Annotated in this window: 10 protein-coding genes; 7 read left to right on the top strand and 3 right to left on the bottom strand. The window is 61.2% G+C overall.

From position 1 onward, the window contains the following. Positions 1 to 2 precede the first annotated feature (2 nt). From bcsZ to P7F28_RS13785, 6 genes are all read left to right on the top strand, one after another. Positions 3 to 1,127 carry a cellulose synthase complex periplasmic endoglucanase BcsZ gene (bcsZ, locus tag P7F28_RS13810; protein WP_370467319.1) on the top strand — a complete coding sequence of 375 codons (1,125 nt, stop codon included), beginning with the start codon at positions 3 to 5 and terminating at the stop codon, positions 1,125 to 1,127. Then, positions 1,121 to 5,653 carry a cellulose synthase subunit BcsC-related outer membrane protein gene (locus P7F28_RS13805; RefSeq protein WP_277185072.1) on the top strand — a complete coding sequence of 1,511 codons (4,533 nt, stop codon included), beginning with the start codon at positions 1,121 to 1,123 and terminating at the stop codon, positions 5,651 to 5,653. The genes bcsZ and P7F28_RS13805 overlap by 7 nt, the downstream gene beginning before the upstream one ends. A gap of 511 nt (positions 5,654 to 6,164) precedes the next feature. Continuing rightward, entirely contained in the window at positions 6,165 to 8,378 is a 2,214-nt protein-coding gene (locus P7F28_RS13800) for a TonB-dependent siderophore receptor (RefSeq protein ID WP_277185071.1), read from the top strand. A gap of 64 nt (positions 8,379 to 8,442) precedes the next feature. Continuing rightward, complete coding sequence (locus P7F28_RS13795; RefSeq protein WP_277185070.1) at positions 8,443 to 9,126, top strand: Fe2+-dependent dioxygenase; 684 nt, start codon at positions 8,443 to 8,445, stop codon at positions 9,124 to 9,126. Between the two features lie 352 nt (positions 9,127 to 9,478). Then, a complete protein-coding gene (locus P7F28_RS13790) occupies positions 9,479 to 9,802 on the top strand; it encodes a host attachment protein (protein ID WP_277185069.1) in 324 nt (107 codons plus the stop codon). Between the two features lie 174 nt (positions 9,803 to 9,976). Continuing rightward, the gene (locus P7F28_RS13785; RefSeq protein WP_277185068.1) at positions 9,977 to 10,252 is read left to right on the top strand and encodes a hypothetical protein; all 276 of its coding nucleotides are present in this window, start codon (positions 9,977 to 9,979) and stop codon (positions 10,250 to 10,252) included. 7 nt (positions 10,253 to 10,259) lie between these two features. On the opposite strand, the gene P7F28_RS13780 is transcribed toward P7F28_RS13785, so the two are convergent. Beyond that, a complete protein-coding gene (locus tag P7F28_RS13780) occupies positions 10,260 to 10,886 on the bottom strand; it encodes a response regulator (RefSeq protein WP_277185067.1) in 627 nt (208 codons plus the stop codon). Then, a complete protein-coding gene (locus P7F28_RS13775; protein ID WP_277185066.1) occupies positions 10,883 to 12,115 on the bottom strand; it encodes a nitrogen regulation protein NR(II) in 1,233 nt (410 codons plus the stop codon). The genes P7F28_RS13780 and P7F28_RS13775 overlap by 4 nt, the downstream gene beginning before the upstream one ends. A 475-nt stretch (positions 12,116 to 12,590) precedes the next feature. Here P7F28_RS13775 and P7F28_RS13770 point away from each other — a divergent pair, with 475 nt between their 5' ends. Beyond that, the gene (locus tag P7F28_RS13770) at positions 12,591 to 12,806 is read left to right on the top strand and encodes a hypothetical protein (protein ID WP_277185065.1); all 216 of its coding nucleotides are present in this window, start codon (positions 12,591 to 12,593) and stop codon (positions 12,804 to 12,806) included. On the opposite strand, the gene P7F28_RS13765 is transcribed toward P7F28_RS13770, so the two are convergent. Further along, positions 12,803 to 17,665: an NAD-glutamate dehydrogenase gene (locus P7F28_RS13765; RefSeq protein WP_277185064.1), complete on the bottom strand. Its 4,863-nt coding sequence runs from the start codon at positions 17,663 to 17,665 to the stop codon at positions 12,803 to 12,805. The two genes, P7F28_RS13770 and P7F28_RS13765, sit on opposite strands and share 4 nt — an antisense overlap. Between the last annotated feature and the right edge of the window lie 25 nt (positions 17,666 to 17,690).

Raw genomic sequence — 17,690 nt, 5'->3', positions numbered from 1 at the left:
CCATGATGTTTTCCGGAGCCGTTCTCGCCGCCACCGCGGTCAGTCTGAATGTGCAGGCCGCGCAATGCGACTGGCCTGCTTACCGCTTGTTTATCGAACGCGTGGTACAAGCCGATGGCCGCGTGGTCGATCGTTCCACCGAGGCGCAGCAGACCACGTCCGAAGGCCAGTCCTACGGCATGTTCTTCGCATTGGTGGCAAACGATCGCGCGAGTTTCGACCGTATGCTGAACTGGTCGCGCGCGAATCTCTCCGCCAATCAGTTCGATTCGACCAACCTGCGTTTGCCCGCATGGCAATGGGGCAAAAAGCCGGATGGATCGTTTGGCGTGATGGATGCGAATTCGGCATCGGATGCAGACCTTTGGATTGCTTACGATCTGTTTCAGGCGGGACGTTTGTGGAAAGAGCCGTCGTACACGAAGCTCGCGTATGCGCTGGCGACGCAGATCATCAAACAGGAAATGGTCGATCTTCCCGGACTCGGCCCGATGTTGCTGCCCGGTCCGCAAGGCTTCCGCATCGGCGACGTCACGCGTCTGAATCCGAGCTATTTGCCGCTGCCGTTGCTGCGCGCACTCGCGCATGAAATGCCCGATGGTCCGTGGGCGAAGCTCGCGCAAAGCGCCGAACGCATGGTGAAAATCACCGCGCCGCGCGGCTATTCGCCGGATTGGGTCGCGTATAAAGGCGGCCAGTTTGTGGTCGATCCGAAGAACGGCGATATCGGCAGCTACGATGCAATCCGTGTCTATCTCTGGGCCGGCATGACCTCGATGAACGATCCGCTCGCACGCGGCTGGCTTGATGCGCTCGGCGGCATGCGCCAGAGCGTCGCGCAGAATGGCTATCCGCCCGAAAAGGTATCGACGATATCCGGCGCGGTCAGCGGCGAAGGCCCGATTTCGTATTGGGCCGCGCTTGCACCCTACTTCAAGTCGCTGAACGATGAACGCGGACTCGGCCTCGCCCGCACGCATCTCGATGCGCTGAACACGCCGAACGCCGCGCGCGAACCGGTCTATTACGACCGCGTGCTCGGACTGTTCGGCGGCGGTTTTATCGAAGGAAAATTCAGATTCGACGATAACGGCCGGCTCGTGCCGAACTGGAGAAGCGCATGCTGATCCGGACTCGAATGCGCGTGATCGCGGCGTTGATTTCGCTCGCGCCGATGGTGGCCTTGGCACAAACCCCGAGCGCCGATCCGCTGCAAGTGCTGATCGATCAGGGCAAATACTGGCAGGCGCACAAGCGCGGCGGTCTTGCTGAGCAAGCGTGGCAGAAAGTACTCCGTATCAATCCGAAGCAGCCGGATGCGCTGTATGGCATGGGCATGGTGCTCGCGGATCGCAAAGACGGCAGCGGCGCGCAGCAGTATCTCGCGCAATTGCGGCAGGTCGCGCCGAACTATCCGAATATCGATGAACTCGGCCGCAGGCTCGGCGAAACCAGCGCGCGCGATCAAACCGTGAACGACGCGCGCCGTCTCGCCCAAAGCGGACAAAGCGCATCGGCGGTGCAGGAATACAAGCGTGCGATCGATGGCAAGCCTTCGACACCGGAATTGCAGCTCGAGTATTACCAGGCGCTCGCCGCCACGCCGCAAGGCTGGGACGAAGCGCGTCGCGGTCTCGAACAACTCGCGCGTCAGAATCCGGACGATCCGCGTTACGCACTCGCCTACGCGCAACATCTTACGTATCGCGATACCACGCGCCGCGACGGTATCGACCGATTGGCGAAGCTGGCGAACGACAACACCGTCGGCGCTGCGGCCAAGAAAAGCTGGCGGCAGGCGTTGTTGTGGCTCGGCGCGCGCGCATCGGATGCGCCGTTATATCAGGCGTACTTACAAACATCGCCCGACGATGCCGCTGTCAAAGCCCGCTTCGATTCGATGGTGCAGCAAGACAAATCCGCCCGCGAACGCTCGCAAGCCGACGCCGCCGTCGATGCGCGCGGCCGCACCGTCGCGGAAGGTTTCAACGCTGTGGATCGCGGCGATCTGGTGGCGGCACAGGCGCGCTTCTCATCCGTACTCGCCAGCAATCCTAACGATGCCGATGCGCTCGGCGGTCTCGGCGTCGTCGCACTGAAACAGGAACGCTTTTCGGAAGCGCGTAACTATCTCGAACGCGCATCGCGTGCGGGCAATCCGGCGCGCTGGAAAGACGCGCTGACGAGCGCGACCTACTGGACCTATACGAGCGATGCCATCGGCGCACGCAGCAACGGGCAGATCGCGCAGGCGAAGGCGCTGTTCGAGCGCGCCATCGCCGTCAATCCATCCGATGTCACCGCGCAGACGCTGCTCGGCGAGATGCTGCTCGCAAATCACGATCCGCGCGGCGCGGAGCAGGCGTATCGGATGGCGCTGCGTCGGCAGGCCGATAATCCCGATGCCATTCGCGGTCTCGTCGGCGCGCTGGCCGCGCAAGGACGCGGCGACGAAGCGCTCGAATTCGCCAATCGGCTGAACGCGGAGCAGCAGGCGAAGGCCGGCGGCATCAACAAGTTGCGTGGCGAGGCTCAGGCGGCGCAGGCCCGCGCTGCCGAGGCTCGTGGCGATCTCGGCGCGGCGCGCAGTCTCTTCGAAGACGCGCTGCTCAACAATCCCGACGATCCGTGGCTGCGGCTCGATCTCGCGCGCATTTATGTGCGCCAGGGCGCGGTCGGCAATGCGCGCAGCATGATGGACGGCCTGCTCGCCACGCATCCCGATATGACCGATGCGCTTTATGCAAGCGCGCTGCTTTCCGCTGAAACGAAGGACTGGTCGGCGGGTCTTGCGCAACTCGATCGCATTCCGGCCGCGCAGCGCACGCCTGCCATGACGGCACTTCAGCATCGCTTATGGGTGCAGCAGCAAGCGGAACTGGCGACGCGTACTGCCGCTTCCGGACAAACTCAGCAGGCCTACGCAATTTTGCGTCGCGCGGAGCCGGTCGCGGCGGGTAACGCGGAACTCACGGGCGCGGTGGCATCGGCGTATGTGAAGGCGGGCGATCCGGCGCGGGCGTTGGCGCTGGTGCGCGGTGCAATCGCGCAGGCACCGAACGATACCGGACTGATGCTGCAATACGCGGGCATTCTGTCGGCGACGAATCAGAACGCCGAATTGGGCTCGGTGATGCGCCGCTTGTCGGCCACGCAAATGACCACGCAGCAGCGCGCGGACTTCGACAATCTGAATATCGGAATCGTGATCCGTCAGGCCGATGCGGTGCGTCAGCGAGGCGATCTCGCGGGCGCGTACGACGTGATCTCGCCGTGGCTCGCCGCGATGCCCGATAACGCCGATCTGCAAGCCGCACTGGGCCGCATGTACACATCGGCGGGCGATGATCGCAATGCTTTGTCGTGCTACAAAACCGCGCTCAATCGCCGTCCCGATGATGTCGCGTTGCAGACAGCCGCGATGTCCGCCGCCACCGGCGTGCGCGATTTCAAATACGCGGAGTCGCTGGCTAATCAGGCCTACGAAACATCGCCGAACGATCCGGGCGTGCTCGCCGCGATCGGGCGGATGTATCGCGCGGAAGGAAAGCTCGATCTCGCCGCGCAGTTTTTGCAACGCTCGCTGCTCGCGGCGAACACGCCTGCGCCGAGCGCCGCGATGGCGCAGCAAAACAGCAAGGTGCCGCGCGACTGGCAAAGCGCGATGAACCGTATCGGTTCGATGCCGCTGCCCGGCACCAATCCGTTTGAAGGCAAGACCGCCGTCGATACGGCCACCTCGCCGCTTGCGTCCGGCTCCGTCGGTTTGCCGGGAACGCGCCCGGCTTCTTCACAGAACTACTCGCAACCCGTGCCGAATTATCTGCCGCCTGCTCAGCCTTCTTCCTACGTCGCGCCTTATGTGGTGCCTTACGTCGCGCCGTCTGCGCCCGTTTCCCTGCCGTATGTCGCGCCGCAATCGGCGGGCGGTGGCGGATATGGCGGCGATGCTTATGGGTCGGCGCAGTCGGGCGCGCCTTTGCAGCCGTATCCGGGACAGGATGCGAATTCGACTATGTACGCGCCGCAGGACGCCTATCCGCAACAGGCGTATCCGCAGCAGCCCGCACCTTATCCAACCGCTCAGGATCCCTACAATAGCTCGCCCTGGCCGATGTCGCCCGCCGCGCGCGATGCGCAATCGAATGCGTATGCGCCTGCTCCGGTAGCGCCTTCGAAGGCGAAGCGGACGGCGTCTGCATCGCGAGGGAATGTGCCTGCTGCGAATCCGTATGCTCAGCAGCCTGCTTATCCGGCCTATCCGCCGCAACAGCAGCAGTACGCGCAATACCAACAGCCGCAATATCAACAGTACGCGCCGCAGCCCTACGTGCCGCAACCGCCCCAAGGCTACGCGCAGCCCTACTATCCCGCGCAGCAAACCGGCGTTCAACGCGCCGCCACGGCCGCGTCGATCGGCGCTGCGGGCATGCCCGCGCCCATCGCCAATTCGCAAACCGCAGGCGTCGCCGAAGAACTCGCGGCGATCAATCGCGAGCAGTCGAGCACGATCTCGGGCGGCGTGATCTTCCGCAGCCGCGACGGCGAAGACGGCCTCTCGAATCTCACCGATATCGAAGCGCCGATCGAAGGCCGCATCAAGGCGGGCAACGGCCATATCATCGTGCGCGCCACGCCCGTTACGCTCGATGCGGGCACCGCCAGTTCCGACCCGAACGCGCAGGCGCGCTTTGGCGCGGGCCTCGGCGCGCCCGCTGCCCGGCTTGGCCTGAGCTACGGCTCGCAGACCGCGACCGGCGTCGGCCTTGCGGTCGGCTACGAAAACCGCAACTTCAAGGGCGATGTCGGCAGCACGCCGTTGGGATTCCGCGAAACCAACGTCGTCGGCGGCTTGCAGTATCAGAACGCCATCACCGATAAGGTGTCGTACTCGCTTGCGATCGCCCGCCGCGCGGTCACCGATAGCCTGTTGTCGTATGCCGGCGCGCGCGACGGCACCGTCGGCCTCGAGTGGGGCGGCGTCACATCGAGCGGCGCACGTGCCGATCTCGGCTGGGACGACGGCACGAGCGGCGTTTATGTGAACGCGTCCTACCAGTTCCTCGACGGCAAAAACGTCGCAACGAACAATGCCGTCAAGGGCGGCGGCGGCATCTATACGCGCATTCTCAAGGACGCCGATCAGACGCTCACCGTCGGCGCGAATACCACGCTGATGCACTACGACAAGAACCTGTCCTATTTCACGTACGGACAAGGCGGCTATTTCAGCCCGCAACAGTACGTGATCCTGAACTTTCCGGTCGAGTATGCGGGACGGACGGGACTGTTCACGTACGACCTCAAAGGTTCGATCGGCGTGCAGCATTACCGCCAGGACGCGTCAAACTACTTTCCGACGGAGTCCGGTTACCAACAGTTTTACGCCAGCCTGAATCTCGCGCCGGACGCGAAAGCGGTGTATCCGTCGCAGAGCAAGACCGGCGTGTCGTATTCGCTCAGCGCGACGGGCGAGTATCAACTCGCGCCGCAACTCGCGTTCGGCGCAACGGCTTCGTTTGGCAACGCGTACCAGTATCGCGAATGGCTGGCCGCCGTTTATGTTCGATACAGCTTTACGCGCTCCGCCGGCGCGCAGCCGATTTTCCCGCCGCAGGCTTTTAGCTCGCCGTATTTATCGTTGTCAAATTGACAACATTTAGCCGTGAGCGCGCGTCGAATTAAACGCGCGCCACTTAGCAAAATATTACGAAAACCAATCAAATAATTACACTTAGGTTTCGCGCATAAAGTCGATCCGCCACTTTTTGTCTGCAGTGCGTTCGCATTCAATCCGCTGCAAAGTCCCGCCCACATTGAGGTTCCGCTGAATCGCTCAGATTCGGAATCGAATCCGTCAATAACACCTTTCGCACGAATCCGCATCTTTTACTCATTTTTGCGTTGCGTCCACGTCACGCGAAAGGCAAAAGCCCCCGAATTTTGAAATGTCTATTTCAAATTATTACTTTCACGTGTAATGATACTGCTTCGCATTTAGTTCATCGTTTCGATAGCCCGCTCCTATGCGCGCGCCCGCGATGAACATGCGCCTCCCGGACGACGCCGCAAGAATTTCCGCCGGCATCGTCCGCTTTATTCGGCAGACGAAAACCCGTTTCTCTGCCTGTGGCATCCACTAACAAGTACCGGGGAATGACGACATGTTGAGGAAAACGCCGCTTGCTGCGGCATTGGTCACGATTGCCGCAGTGCCGATGGCCGCACCGCTGTATGCCCAGACCGCACCGCAAGCCGCATCGCCAACCTCTGCAGCACCCGCATCATCGGCATCTGCGCCTGACGCGGCCACGCTGCCCGCCGTCAAGGTGACGGGCACCGCCGAATCGCAAGACTTCCAGGCCGATACCACCAGCGTCACCAAAGTGCCCGCTCAACTGCGCGACATTCCGCAGGCCGTGGTCGTGGTGCCGAAAGCGCTGATCCAATCGCAAGGCGTCAGCTCCTTCTCGGACGCGCTGCGCAACGTGCCGGGCGTGACGCTCGGCGCGGCCGAAGGCGGTCAGATCGGCAACAACATCAACCTGCGCGGCTTCACGGCGCGTACGGACATTTATCTCGATAGCTTCCGCGACCGCGGCCAGTACTATCGCGATACCTTCAATCTCGAATCGATCGACGTGCTGTATGGCCCGTCGTCGCTGTATTTCGGGCGCGGATCGACGGGCGGCGTGATCAATCAGGTCAGCAAGCAGCCGACGCTCAAGCCGCGCGCCGATCTCTCCTTGCAGGCCGGCACGCACGACCGATACCGCACCACGGTCGATATCGATCAGCCGATGACGGATACCTCCGCGTTCCGTATCAACGCGTTCGGCCAGTCGATGGGCTCGACGCGCGACGAGATGGTCAACAAGGACTACGGCGTCGCGCCGGAAGTGAAGTTCGGCATCGGCACGCCGACGCAGGTCACGCTGTCCGCGCTGATCCAGCACAACCGCGACATGGTCAATTACGGCATTCCGCCGCTCAACGGCCACCCCGCTCCCGTCGATACAAAAACGTTCTACGGCTTCACCGACGACCGCACGATTCAGGACGTGCAGACGGTGAACGCGCGCATCGAACATCGTTTCGACGATATGTTCACGCTGCGCAATCAGACGCAGTTCAGCCACTACAGCACCGAAGCGCGCGAAACCAACGCAGCGGCCGTGCTGACCGGGCCGCTGGGTTCGTCGCCTGCGCTGTCGAACGGCAATTACACGACGTTGCCGCTGTCTTCGCTGTTCGTGCGGCTGCAAGGCAAGGATCGCAATATCAACGATCATTCGGTGTACAACACAACCGAAGTGACCGGCAAGTTCGCGACCGGCATCCTCAAGCATGACATGCTTGCGGGCGTCGATCTGAGCCACGAGACGTACAGCAACCAGAGCTTCACCGCGACCACGCCGGGGCTGCCGTCGAACACGCTGGCGATCGTGCCGCTGGTGAATCCGTCCTATGTGCCGCGCCCGGCGAATTATCGTGAGGTGGCGACCAATCTGGCGGAGTCGAGCGCCAATGGCGTCGGTCTCTATTTGAACGATACGATCTCGCTCGGCGAGCATTGGAAGTGGATCGGCGGCGTGCGCTGGGATCGCTATGAAGCGGCGATTCATAACTCGATCAACGTGCCGGGTTACGCCACGCAGACCAATTACTTCACCAGCGTGCGTACGGGCGTGGTGTGGGAGCCGACCGATTGGCAGTCGTACTACGTATCGTATGGCACGTCGTTCAATCCGTCGCTGGAAGCGCTCACGCTCACCAACGGCCAGCAGAATCTGCCGCCGGAACATAACAAGTCGTATGAAATCGGATCGAAGTGGGATCTGCTGAACGGCGGGCTTTCGGTGACGCAATCGCTCTTTAACATCGAAAAGACGAACGCGCGCACGCAGACTTCCACCGGCGATTACGTGCTCGATGGCGACGTGCGCGTGCGCGGTTATCAGTTGGGCGTGGCGGGCCACATCACCAAACAATGGCAGATGTTCGGCGGCTATACGTACATGGACAGCACGATTCTGAACGCACGTGACGGCACGCAGGGCAATCAGCTTGCGAACACGCCGCATCATATGTTCACGCTTTGGACTACGTACGACTTCACGCCCGAATGGCAGCTTGGCGGCGGGCCGTCGTATGTGTCCTCGCGTTATGCGGCAAACAATAATCTGGTCTCGGTCGGCGGTTACGTGCGCTGGGACGCGATGGCCGCGTATCATCAGAAGCGCTACGATATCCAGTTCAATATCCAGAATCTGACGGACAAGAAGTACTACGACGCCCTGATTCCGTCCGATGGCGGACGCGCGGTGCCGGGTCTTGGCCGCACGTTCCTGGCAACCCTGAACTACCGCTTCCGTTGATGCCGTGAAGCACGCGCGCCGCGTGTTTCTTGCGGCGCGCGGCAGGTCTCACTCGATAAAAATCATGATCCTCTCGATACCGAACGTGCTGAGCCCCGAAGACGCCGCCACCATGCGCGCGCGCCTGGAATCGAGCGACGCATGGGTCGATGGCCGCGCCACCGCCGGCTATCAGGGCGCGCCGGTCAAGCGCAATATGCAGATCGCGGAAGGCTCGCCGATCGCGCACGAATTCGGCGATATGATCGTCGGCGCGCTGGAGCGGCATCCGCTGTTTATCAGCGCGGTGCTGCCGAATCGGGTCTATCCGCCGCTGTTCAATCGCTATGAAGGCGGCATGCACTTCGGCAGTCATGTCGATGGCGCGATTCGTATCGTGCCCGGTCACGGCGCGCGCGTGCGCACGGACGTGTCCGTTACGCTGTTTTTGTCGCCGCCCGAAACTTACGATGGCGGCGAACTCGTGATCGAAGATACCTACGGCGTGCAGGAAGTAAAGCTGCCTGCGGGCCATGCAATCGTGTATCCGGCGATGAGTCTGCATCAGGTGAAACCGGTGACGCGCGGCGCGCGCATAGCGAGTTTCTTCTGGGCGCAAAGCCTCGTTCGCGACGATGCCCAACGCGCCCTGCTCTTCGATCTCGACAATTCCATCCAGCGCCTGAACGCTACCAATGGCGATGAAGCCGCCAAGCGCACGCTCGTTGGCTGCTATCACAACCTTCTGCGCATGTGGAGCGAAACCTAAGTCATCCGATGCCGCGATGCAGCATCGCGGCATGTGTTTCGAACGCGAAAACTAGGGTCTGTTCACATATAAACGGCCATGCGAACGCCCGAAATCGGCCGCCCCCCAAGGGGGTTTCCTACGGGGCACAGGGCAAGGAGTAAGGAGCGCCGTTTGGCTAGCCAAACAAGCGACGCGCGACGCCGCCATGCGGCCGAGTTCGGGTGTTCCCGAAGGGTTGCCCTGCAAAGGGGCAACGCATGGCCGTTTATATGTGAACAGACCCTACGCGTTTCCACGAAGTTTAGATGCCGGAATTGAGCGCACAATATCGGGTGCGCGCGCCTCGGTTGACGCGCCAAGGAGGAGCGTCATGACCGCCATCACCTGGGTTCTCGCCGCCGACGGCAGCCGCGCGCGGATCTTCGAGACACATGGGTTGAAGGTCGATCTGCAGCAGGTCGAGGATCTCAAGAATCCGCTGGCACGTATGCCGCAAGAGAGTGATACCTTCGCGCAATCCGTCGCGGATTTTCTGGAGCGCAGCCGTGTGCAGCATCGGTTCGATCGATTGCGGCTGGCGGTGGAACCGAAGTTTCTGCGCGTGTTGCGCGAACATCTCAGCAGCGAAACCAGCAAGCTCGTCTATGACGAAGCACGCGACGATGTGCCACGGTATCGGCTGGATCGCAGTTAATTAGTTCGGATGGCTGATTGATCAAACCGGTTTGATCAATTGACTGGCAAATCTGGCACTTAGTGTTGAACATGCTTACATCGCCATGTCGGCGGTCAACTGTGCCTGATGGGCAACGTTGTCGGAGTGTCGCGAGCCAAATCGGCTTGCACGTTTCTGACAAGGATTGCCATCATGAAAATCAAGTTTCTCGCCGCGCTGTTCATTGCCTGCCTGTCGGCGAGCGCATTCGCCGATTCGCATCACGAAGGCGACAAGCATCATCACAAGCATGAGAACGAACAGCATCATGATGAGTACAAGCATCATGAGCACGGCTATGACAAGCATGCGCGCAACGACCACGAGCATGGTCATCAAAACGAGCAACATGCTCAGCAGGAAAGCAGCCATCAGGCGTACGAGCATTACCACGGCGATGTCGCCAACCAGAACGGCTATACGCACTAATTGAGCGCTAATTAAGCGTAGTCGAACGAATCCTGGCTCTGTCCGACAAGCGCACGAGTTCCGCGAACGAGTGCGCTTCCATCTTCTCCATCACGCGCGCGCGATGCACCTTGATGGTCTTCTCGACCGTGCCGAGTTCATCCGCGACTTGCTTGTTGAGCAGGCCGCTGACCACCAACACCATGACTTCGCGTTCACGCGGCGTCAGACGATCGAGGCGGCGCTGGATCGAGTCGAATTCGCTGCGGCTGGCTAGCGCGTGTGACGAACGTTCCAAAGCCGCGCCGATAGCTCGAAGCAGCGCGGTATCGTTCACGGGTTTGGCGAGAAAGTCGGTTGCGCCCGCTTTCATCGCGCTCACGGTCATTGGAATATCGCCGTGTCCGGTAATGAAGATGATCGGCAAGGTCTCGTGTGTATCGTTCAATGCGCGCTGTAATTCGAGGCCGCTTAAGTCGGGCATCATCACATCGAGTACTAAGCATGCCGGAATATTCGGCATATCGATGGAAGCATCGAGAAACGCCTGCGCCGACACGAACACTTCCACGCGATACCCCGCCGCGCCGATCAGCCGCGCCAGCGCGCGCCGCACGCCGTGGTCATCGTCGATGATAAAAACGCTGGGACTCACGATGCAGTCTCCATCGGCAAAGTGAAGCTGAAGGTTGCGCCGCGCTCCGCGTTGTTCTGTGCCCAGATGCGCCCGCCGTGCATCTCCACAATCGTGCGGCTGATCGATAAACCGAGGCCCAGGCCATCGCGTTTTGATGTGCAGAACGGCCGGAAAAGCTGATCCGCGAGCGCGGGCGGCAAACCGTGTCCTTCGTCGCGCACCGAGACGCGAACCATATCCGTACCCTCTTCACGCATGGCCGATACAACCGCCACGCGCGCCGTGCTGTCGTTCATCGCGTCGAAGGCATTGAGCAGCAGATTCAGCAGCACTTGCTGCAACTGAATCTTGTCGCCACGCACGAACGGCAACTGCGGATCGACGTCGAGCACCACGCGAATGCCGCGCACGATGGCATCGCTATGCACGAGCAGCGCGACGTCGCCGATTACGCTTGCAATCGACACCGGCGCACGTTCCAGTTCGCCCTTCTTCACCAACGCGCGAATGCGCCGCAAAATCTCGCTCGCGCGATTGTTGTCCGCCACGAGATCGCCGAGAATTTCGCGCACTTCGTCGAGATCGATCGGATCGCGATTCATGAAACGTTGCGCGGCCTGCGCGTTGCTGAGAATGGCGGTCAGCGGCTGATTCAACTCATGCGCAAGCGATGCCGCCAGTTCCCCGAGCATCGACACACGCGTGAGATGCGCAAGTTCCTGACGATTGCGCTGAAGCTCGTCGCGCTCCGTTCTGTCGATCACGACGGCCAGCGTCGCGGGACCGTCGATCGTGTTTAGCGTGACATCGGCGAGAAAGCGTGATCGATCTTTGCGGCACGCATAGAGCGTCGCTTTCTCGGACGCCGCGCGCACGCCGGGCACGACCATATCCGCCGATGCCCCGAGCAATTCATGACGCGCATAACCAAACAAGCGTCCAGCCGACGCATTGGCAAAACCGATAATTCCATTCGCTTCGATTGTCAACATCGCGAGTGGCAGACGCTCCAGCGTCTCGCGCAAGGAAGCGCGGTCCTCGTTGACTTCGTTTATGGACGATACTGGCGCGCGGCCGCGCATATGCCGCCACGAATCGAGCACGATGGAACGCACGGATGGTAAGGACGGTTCGGCCAGCATGCCTTCGCCGCGCGCGGCCTGCGCGCGTTTGCGCCGTCCGAAGGGCGCGAGCGTCAACCCGATCAGCACGGCCCCGAAGGCCGCAGTGGCATGCACGATAGCCATGACCCCGTGCTCCTGTCAGTCTCTCGCGCGGCGCGAACCCACGAGAGCATGTGCCGTTCAAGGAATCGCGGGGCGATGATGTCAACGCACACCGTTGACGCGTTCGCCGCGAGTTCCGTATTTGCCATCGTTGTTAGATCGACATGACGCTCAAGCAGCGGAAATCGCTTAGCCCTATGACGAAATTACGCACACATCAGGCGATAAAAAGCGAACCCGGTCGAATCGACTGATACGCCGAGTGAGCGAAATGGTATGCGGTGCAGAACACTTTGTAAACCGAATGCGCGTGCACAATCGCCTGCGGATTGCGGCACATTCGAACGCATGACATGCGGGTGACAACGAGCATTCGTGCACGCTTTTGGCGTTTCGATTCATGCAACGAACGACGGTTTATTTTTGCAGAACGAAGCAGTCAGGCACACGTTCTGCGTCCGTCCTTGCAACGCTCAATCGCACGAAAAGGCTCGAAATGAAAAATCCCTGGACCAAGAAAAACCCGTTCCTCAGCATGTGGCTGTCGGGCGCGAACGCGATAGCAGGATCGGCGCGCGGCCATGCAACGGCTGCGGCGAAGAGACAGGCATCGACGGCGGTCAAGCGCAGTCAGAAGCAGGCCGTCGACTTCTGGACGGCTGCCCTGACTCCGCCGAAGCCGACGACCACGCGTAGAAAGAAACGCCGCTAAGCGCGTTCGAGAGCCGCCATTTCACGCACCACGACGAGCAACATCGACAGACTCGCGCCGCCGCTTGCACGCAGTTCAGTAAGCAGGCGGGTGTAACGTTCGATCGCCTCGGCGTGTTTCGCGCGCCAGCTTTCGACGATCACATCCGGTGCATCGATGCCCCGCGATTGTTCGAGCGCGCTCACCGTCAACGCACGTTTCAGGCGCGCGAATTCTTCCATCGCGGCGGCGCGCGCGAGCAAGTCCCAGTGCGTGGAAATGGGCAGCGCCATCGCCCGTTCGGCGATGCCGCCATAATCCAGCTCCGTGCCGATACCGAAGTACACGCTCGCGACAAGCTCCAGACTGCGCTCCGAGCACGCTGCCACTTCGGCGCTATCCAGCACGGCCGTGGCGATATCCCCGCTGGCGACACGCGCCGCCAGCGTGCTTTCCACGCCCGCTTCTTCCAACTCACGCCGACGCCCGTACCACGCATCCAATTGCGCGGAGGGCAACAACGCCGGCAATTGTGGCGCGAGCCGTTGCGCCGCTTCGCGGCATCGCGCGAGCAGGCCCTTCGCGTCCTGCTTGTTGTGCTTGAGATGGCCCAGGAACCACAGCGCCGTATCGTCGAGCAGACGCACGACATCGACGAACATGCGCGCCTGCACTTCATCGGCGACGAGGTTGTCGAGTGCATCGATATTGCGCCAGAGATCGTCGAGATCGAACACATCGCGCGACATCAGCGAGGCGCGCACGATCTCGCTCGGACGCGCATCCGTCTCTTCCATCAGACGATGCACGAAGGTCGTGCCCGTGCGATTCACCAGCGCATTAGTCAGATGCGTGGCGAGAATTTCGCGCTTCAGCGGATGTCGCTGCATGGTCGCACCATAACGGCTTTGCAATGGCTTCGGAAAGTAATCGGGCAACATGTCGGCGACGAGCGGATCTTCCGGCACATCGGATTCGAGCAGTTCGTCGTACAGCCACATCTTGCCGTAGGCCAGCAGCACCGCGCGTTCCGGCGACGTCAGCCCTTGCTTCGCGGCGGCGCGCTCGGCGATTTCATCGTCCGAAGGCAGGAATTCGATGCGGCGCTTCAGCCGTCCCGCGCGTTCGAGATAGCGCATCATGCGCGCTTCGGCATCGAGCGTTTCGGCGACATTGCGCTTGGCGATCGACAGCGCCTGCGTCTGCGCGTAGTTGTCCTTCAGCACGAGCAGGCCCACTTCATCGGTCATTTCGGCGAGCAGCGCGTTGCGTTGCTTCTCGGTCATCTCGCCATCCGCGACCACGAGGCCGAGCAGAATCTTGATATTGACCTCGTGATCCGAACAATCGACGCCCGCCGAATTATCGATTGCATCCGTATTGATGCGCCCGCCATGCTGCGAAAACTCGATGCGCCCCAATTGCGTGCACCCGAGATTGCCGCCCTCACCGACCACTTTTACGCGCAATTCCGCGCCGTTCACGCGCAGGGAATCATTGGTCTTGTCGCCCACTTGCGCATGCGTTTCGCTGGTCGCCTTCACATACGTGCCGATGCCGCCGTTATAAAGCAGATCGGCTTCGGCCAGCAAAATCGCGCGCACCAGTTCGTTCGGCGCAAGAATCGATGATGTGATTCCCAGCGCTTTCTGCACTTGCGGCGAGATCGGAATGGTCTTGGCTGTGCGCGGATACACGCCGCCGCCTTCCGAAATCAGCGATAAATCGTAGTCGGCCCAACTCGAACGCGGCAGCGCGAACATGCGCTCGCGTTCGGCAAAACTGCTTGCGGTATCCGGCGTCGGATCGAGAAAGATATGACGATGATCGAACGCGGCCAGCAGTTTGATATGACGCGATAACAGCATGCCGTTGCCGAACACATCGCCGGACATATCGCCTACGCCGACCACGGTAAAGTCGGTCGTTTGCGTATCGATATTCATCTCGCGAAAATGCCGCTTGACGGACTCCCACGCGCCGCGCGCGGTGATGCCCATTTTCTTGTGGTCGTAGCCGACCGAGCCGCCGGACGCGAAGGCATCGTCGAGCCAGAAGCCGTAGTCCTGCGAAATGGCGTTGGCGTAATCGGAGAACGTGGCCGTGCCTTTGTCGGCGGCGACGACGAGATAAGGATCGTCGTTATCGTGACGCACTACGTCGGGCGGCGGCACGATGCCGTTCGGCGTGCGGTTGTCGGTGACATCGAGCAAGCCGCGCAGGAACATCTGATAACACGCGACGCCTTCGGTCAGAAACGCTTCGCGATCCGTAATCGGCGGCGGATTCTTCACAACGAAACCGCCCTTCGATCCAACCGGCACGATCACCGTGTTCTTCACCATCTGCGCTTTCATCAGGCCAAGCACTTCGGTGCGGAAATCTTCGCGCCGATCCGACCAGCGCAAACCGCCGCGCGCCACCCGTCCGCCGCGCAAATGCACGCCTTCCACGCGCGGCGCGTAGACCCAGATTTCGAACAGCGGTTTCGGCTCGGGCAAACCCGGCACTTTCGACGGATCGAGCTTGAACGACAGATACGGACGCGGCTGGCCGTTGGCATCGCGCCGGAAATGGTTGGTGCGCAGCGTCGCCATGATGACGCCGAGAAACTGCCGCAAAATGCGGTCTTCGTCGAGATTCGGCACTTGATCGAGCGCGCCTTCGATATCCGCCAGCACGCGTTCCGCCGCCTTCTCGCGGTCTTCGATCGACGCACCGCGCGCCGGATCGAAACGCACCATAAATAGTTCGACGAACTTTTTCGCGATCTTCGGATTGCCCGTCAGCGCGCGTTCGATATACGCATCGCTGAACGTGGAACCGACTTGGCGCAGATACTTCGCGTAGGCGCGCATGATCGTCACATCGCGCGCGCCGAATTGTGCGCGCAGCACGAGGCGATTGAAGTCGTCGTTCTCCGTTTCACCCGCCCAGACGCTGGCGAACGCGTTCTCGAACAGCGGCTTCACGCGATCGACATCGAACTCCACGTCGTCCTGCAATTCCAGGCCGAAATCGTGAATCCACGCGTTCGGCGCGCCGGTCGGTTCGATCAGATACGGCCGCTCCTCGTCCACGCGGACGCCGAGATGCTCCAGCATCGGCAAACTGTGCGAGAGCGCAATCGGATCGCCCACGCGATACACCTTGAAGCGAAACGCGCGCTTCTTCGTATCGATGCCCGCTTCGATCGGACGATACAGACTCATCGCGATGCCGCCCGCGCCCGTATGCGTGGCCTCGATCAGTTCGATATCGCGCACCGCGGTTCGCGCCGGATAGTCCTCGCGATAGCCCGCGGGAAACGAATCCGCATAACGCTGAAGCAGGCGATTGCCTTCTTCCTCGCCGTGACTGTCGATCAGCGCATCGGCGAGATCGTCTTGCCAGCGGCGCGCGACCTGCACCACGCGCGTTTCGAGTTCGCGCGTATCGACGTCCGGCATAGTGCCGCGATCCGCCCGCACGACAATATGAATGCGCGCCAGCGGCGACTCCGACAACAGCGGCGTGAACTCGATGCTCTTGCCGTTGAACGCCTCCATCAGCACTTTGGAAATGCGGCGGCGCAGATCGGTATTGAACTTGTCGCGCGGCACGAACACGAGACACGACACGAAGCGGTCGAACTGATCGCGTCTGACGAAAAGCCGCGTGCGCTGATGTTCCTGCAAACGCAGCACGCCCAGCGCGATATCGAACAGCACGTCTTCATCGGCCTGAAAAAGCTCGTCGCGCGGATACTGCTCCAGCACCGTAATCAGCGATTTCGACAGATGCCCTTTTTCCAGAAAGCCCGCGCGCCGCACGATATTCGCGCACTTGCGGCGCACCATCGGAATTTCGGACGTGGGCACGAGATACGCGGTAGACGTATAAAGCCCCAGAAAGCGCCGCTCGCCGATCACCTTGCCTTCCGGCGAAAGACGCTTCACGCCCACGTAGTCCAGATAACCCGGCCGATGCACCGTCGCGCGTGAATTTGCCTTGGTCAAAAAGATCGGCGCGCTGCCTTCGATGATCGCGGCCGCGCCGGGCGGCAGCGGCGTCACATCGTTGGCGGTCGGCAGACGCAGGCTTTCGCGCATGATGCCCGCGCCCGAACCCGGCACGCCGCGCAATGCGGGTTGTCCTTCGTGCTCGACGAGATCGAAATCGCGACAGCCGAGGAAGGTGAAATGGTCATTCACCATCCATTCGAGAAACGCGCGCGCTTCGATACCGTCCGGGCTGGTATCGCGCGCCTTCATTTCGCCGATCACCACGCGCGCGGAATCCAGCAACTTCGGCCAGTCTTCGACGGCGGCGCGCACATCGCCGAGAATGCGTTCGATATTCGCGCGCACTTCTTCGAGCTTGTCGCCTTCGCTGCATCGATCCACTTCGAAATGGATAAACGATTCGAGCGCCGATTGTTTATCGCCCGCTTCGGCGTGGCCCTGGCAGACGCGTTGGATATCGCCGGAATGCGCGCCTGCGCGCCACACGCGAAACACCGGATGAATCACGGAATGCAGCGCCAAACCCAGCCGGTTTAGTTCCATCGACACGGAATCGACGAGAAACGGCATATCGTTGTTCACGATCTCGACGACCGTGTGGTCCGAATGCCAGCCGTGCTGCTCGAGATTCGGGTTGTAGACCCGCAGCACCGCGCGCCCGCCCGCGAATTTCTGCGCGGTCTGCCAGTGCGCCATCGCCGCGCCGTAGAGATCGGCTATGTCGCGGCTGGCAATATCTTCGACATCGACCTGATCGTAGTAATGCCGCAGCAAGGGTTCGACCAGATTGAAGGACGGCTCAGGCAAACGCTGCCGCGCGAATTCGAGAAGATCGTTGATGAGATGTTCGACCCGCGCTTCGTTCTTGACCAGCATGGTGTCCTCCGCGTCTCCGGCGTTC

The sequence above is a fragment of the Caballeronia sp. BR00000012568055 genome (assembly GCF_029439455.1).
Classification (GTDB): Bacteria; Pseudomonadota; Gammaproteobacteria; order Burkholderiales; family Burkholderiaceae; genus Caballeronia.
The sequence above is the reverse complement of the archived record's forward strand: the minus strand, read 5'-3'. Positions and strand labels throughout refer to the sequence as shown.

What these genes read in the sequence shown, in the direction of transcription:
- P7F28_RS13795 (WP_277185070.1), top strand. Translation starts at nt 8,443, where the DNA reads ATGATCCTCTCGATACCGAACGTGCTGAGCCCCGAAGACGCCGCCACC.
- P7F28_RS13805 (WP_277185072.1), top strand. Translation starts at nt 1,121, where the DNA reads ATGCTGATCCGGACTCGAATGCGCGTGATCGCGGCGTTGATTTCGCTC.
- P7F28_RS13785 (WP_277185068.1), top strand. Translation starts at nt 9,977, where the DNA reads ATGAAAATCAAGTTTCTCGCCGCGCTGTTCATTGCCTGCCTGTCGGCG.
- P7F28_RS13775 (WP_277185066.1), bottom strand. Translation starts at nt 12,115, where the DNA reads ATGGCTATCGTGCATGCCACTGCGGCCTTCGGGGCCGTGCTGATCGGG.
- P7F28_RS13770 (WP_277185065.1), top strand. Translation starts at nt 12,591, where the DNA reads ATGAAAAATCCCTGGACCAAGAAAAACCCGTTCCTCAGCATGTGGCTG.
- P7F28_RS13765 (WP_277185064.1), bottom strand. Translation starts at nt 17,665, where the DNA reads ATGCTGGTCAAGAACGAAGCGCGGGTCGAACATCTCATCAACGATCTT.
- P7F28_RS13790 (WP_277185069.1), top strand. Translation starts at nt 9,479, where the DNA reads ATGACCGCCATCACCTGGGTTCTCGCCGCCGACGGCAGCCGCGCGCGG.
- bcsZ (WP_370467319.1), top strand. Translation starts at nt 3, where the DNA reads ATGATGTTTTCCGGAGCCGTTCTCGCCGCCACCGCGGTCAGTCTGAAT.
- P7F28_RS13800 (WP_277185071.1), top strand. Translation starts at nt 6,165, where the DNA reads ATGTTGAGGAAAACGCCGCTTGCTGCGGCATTGGTCACGATTGCCGCA.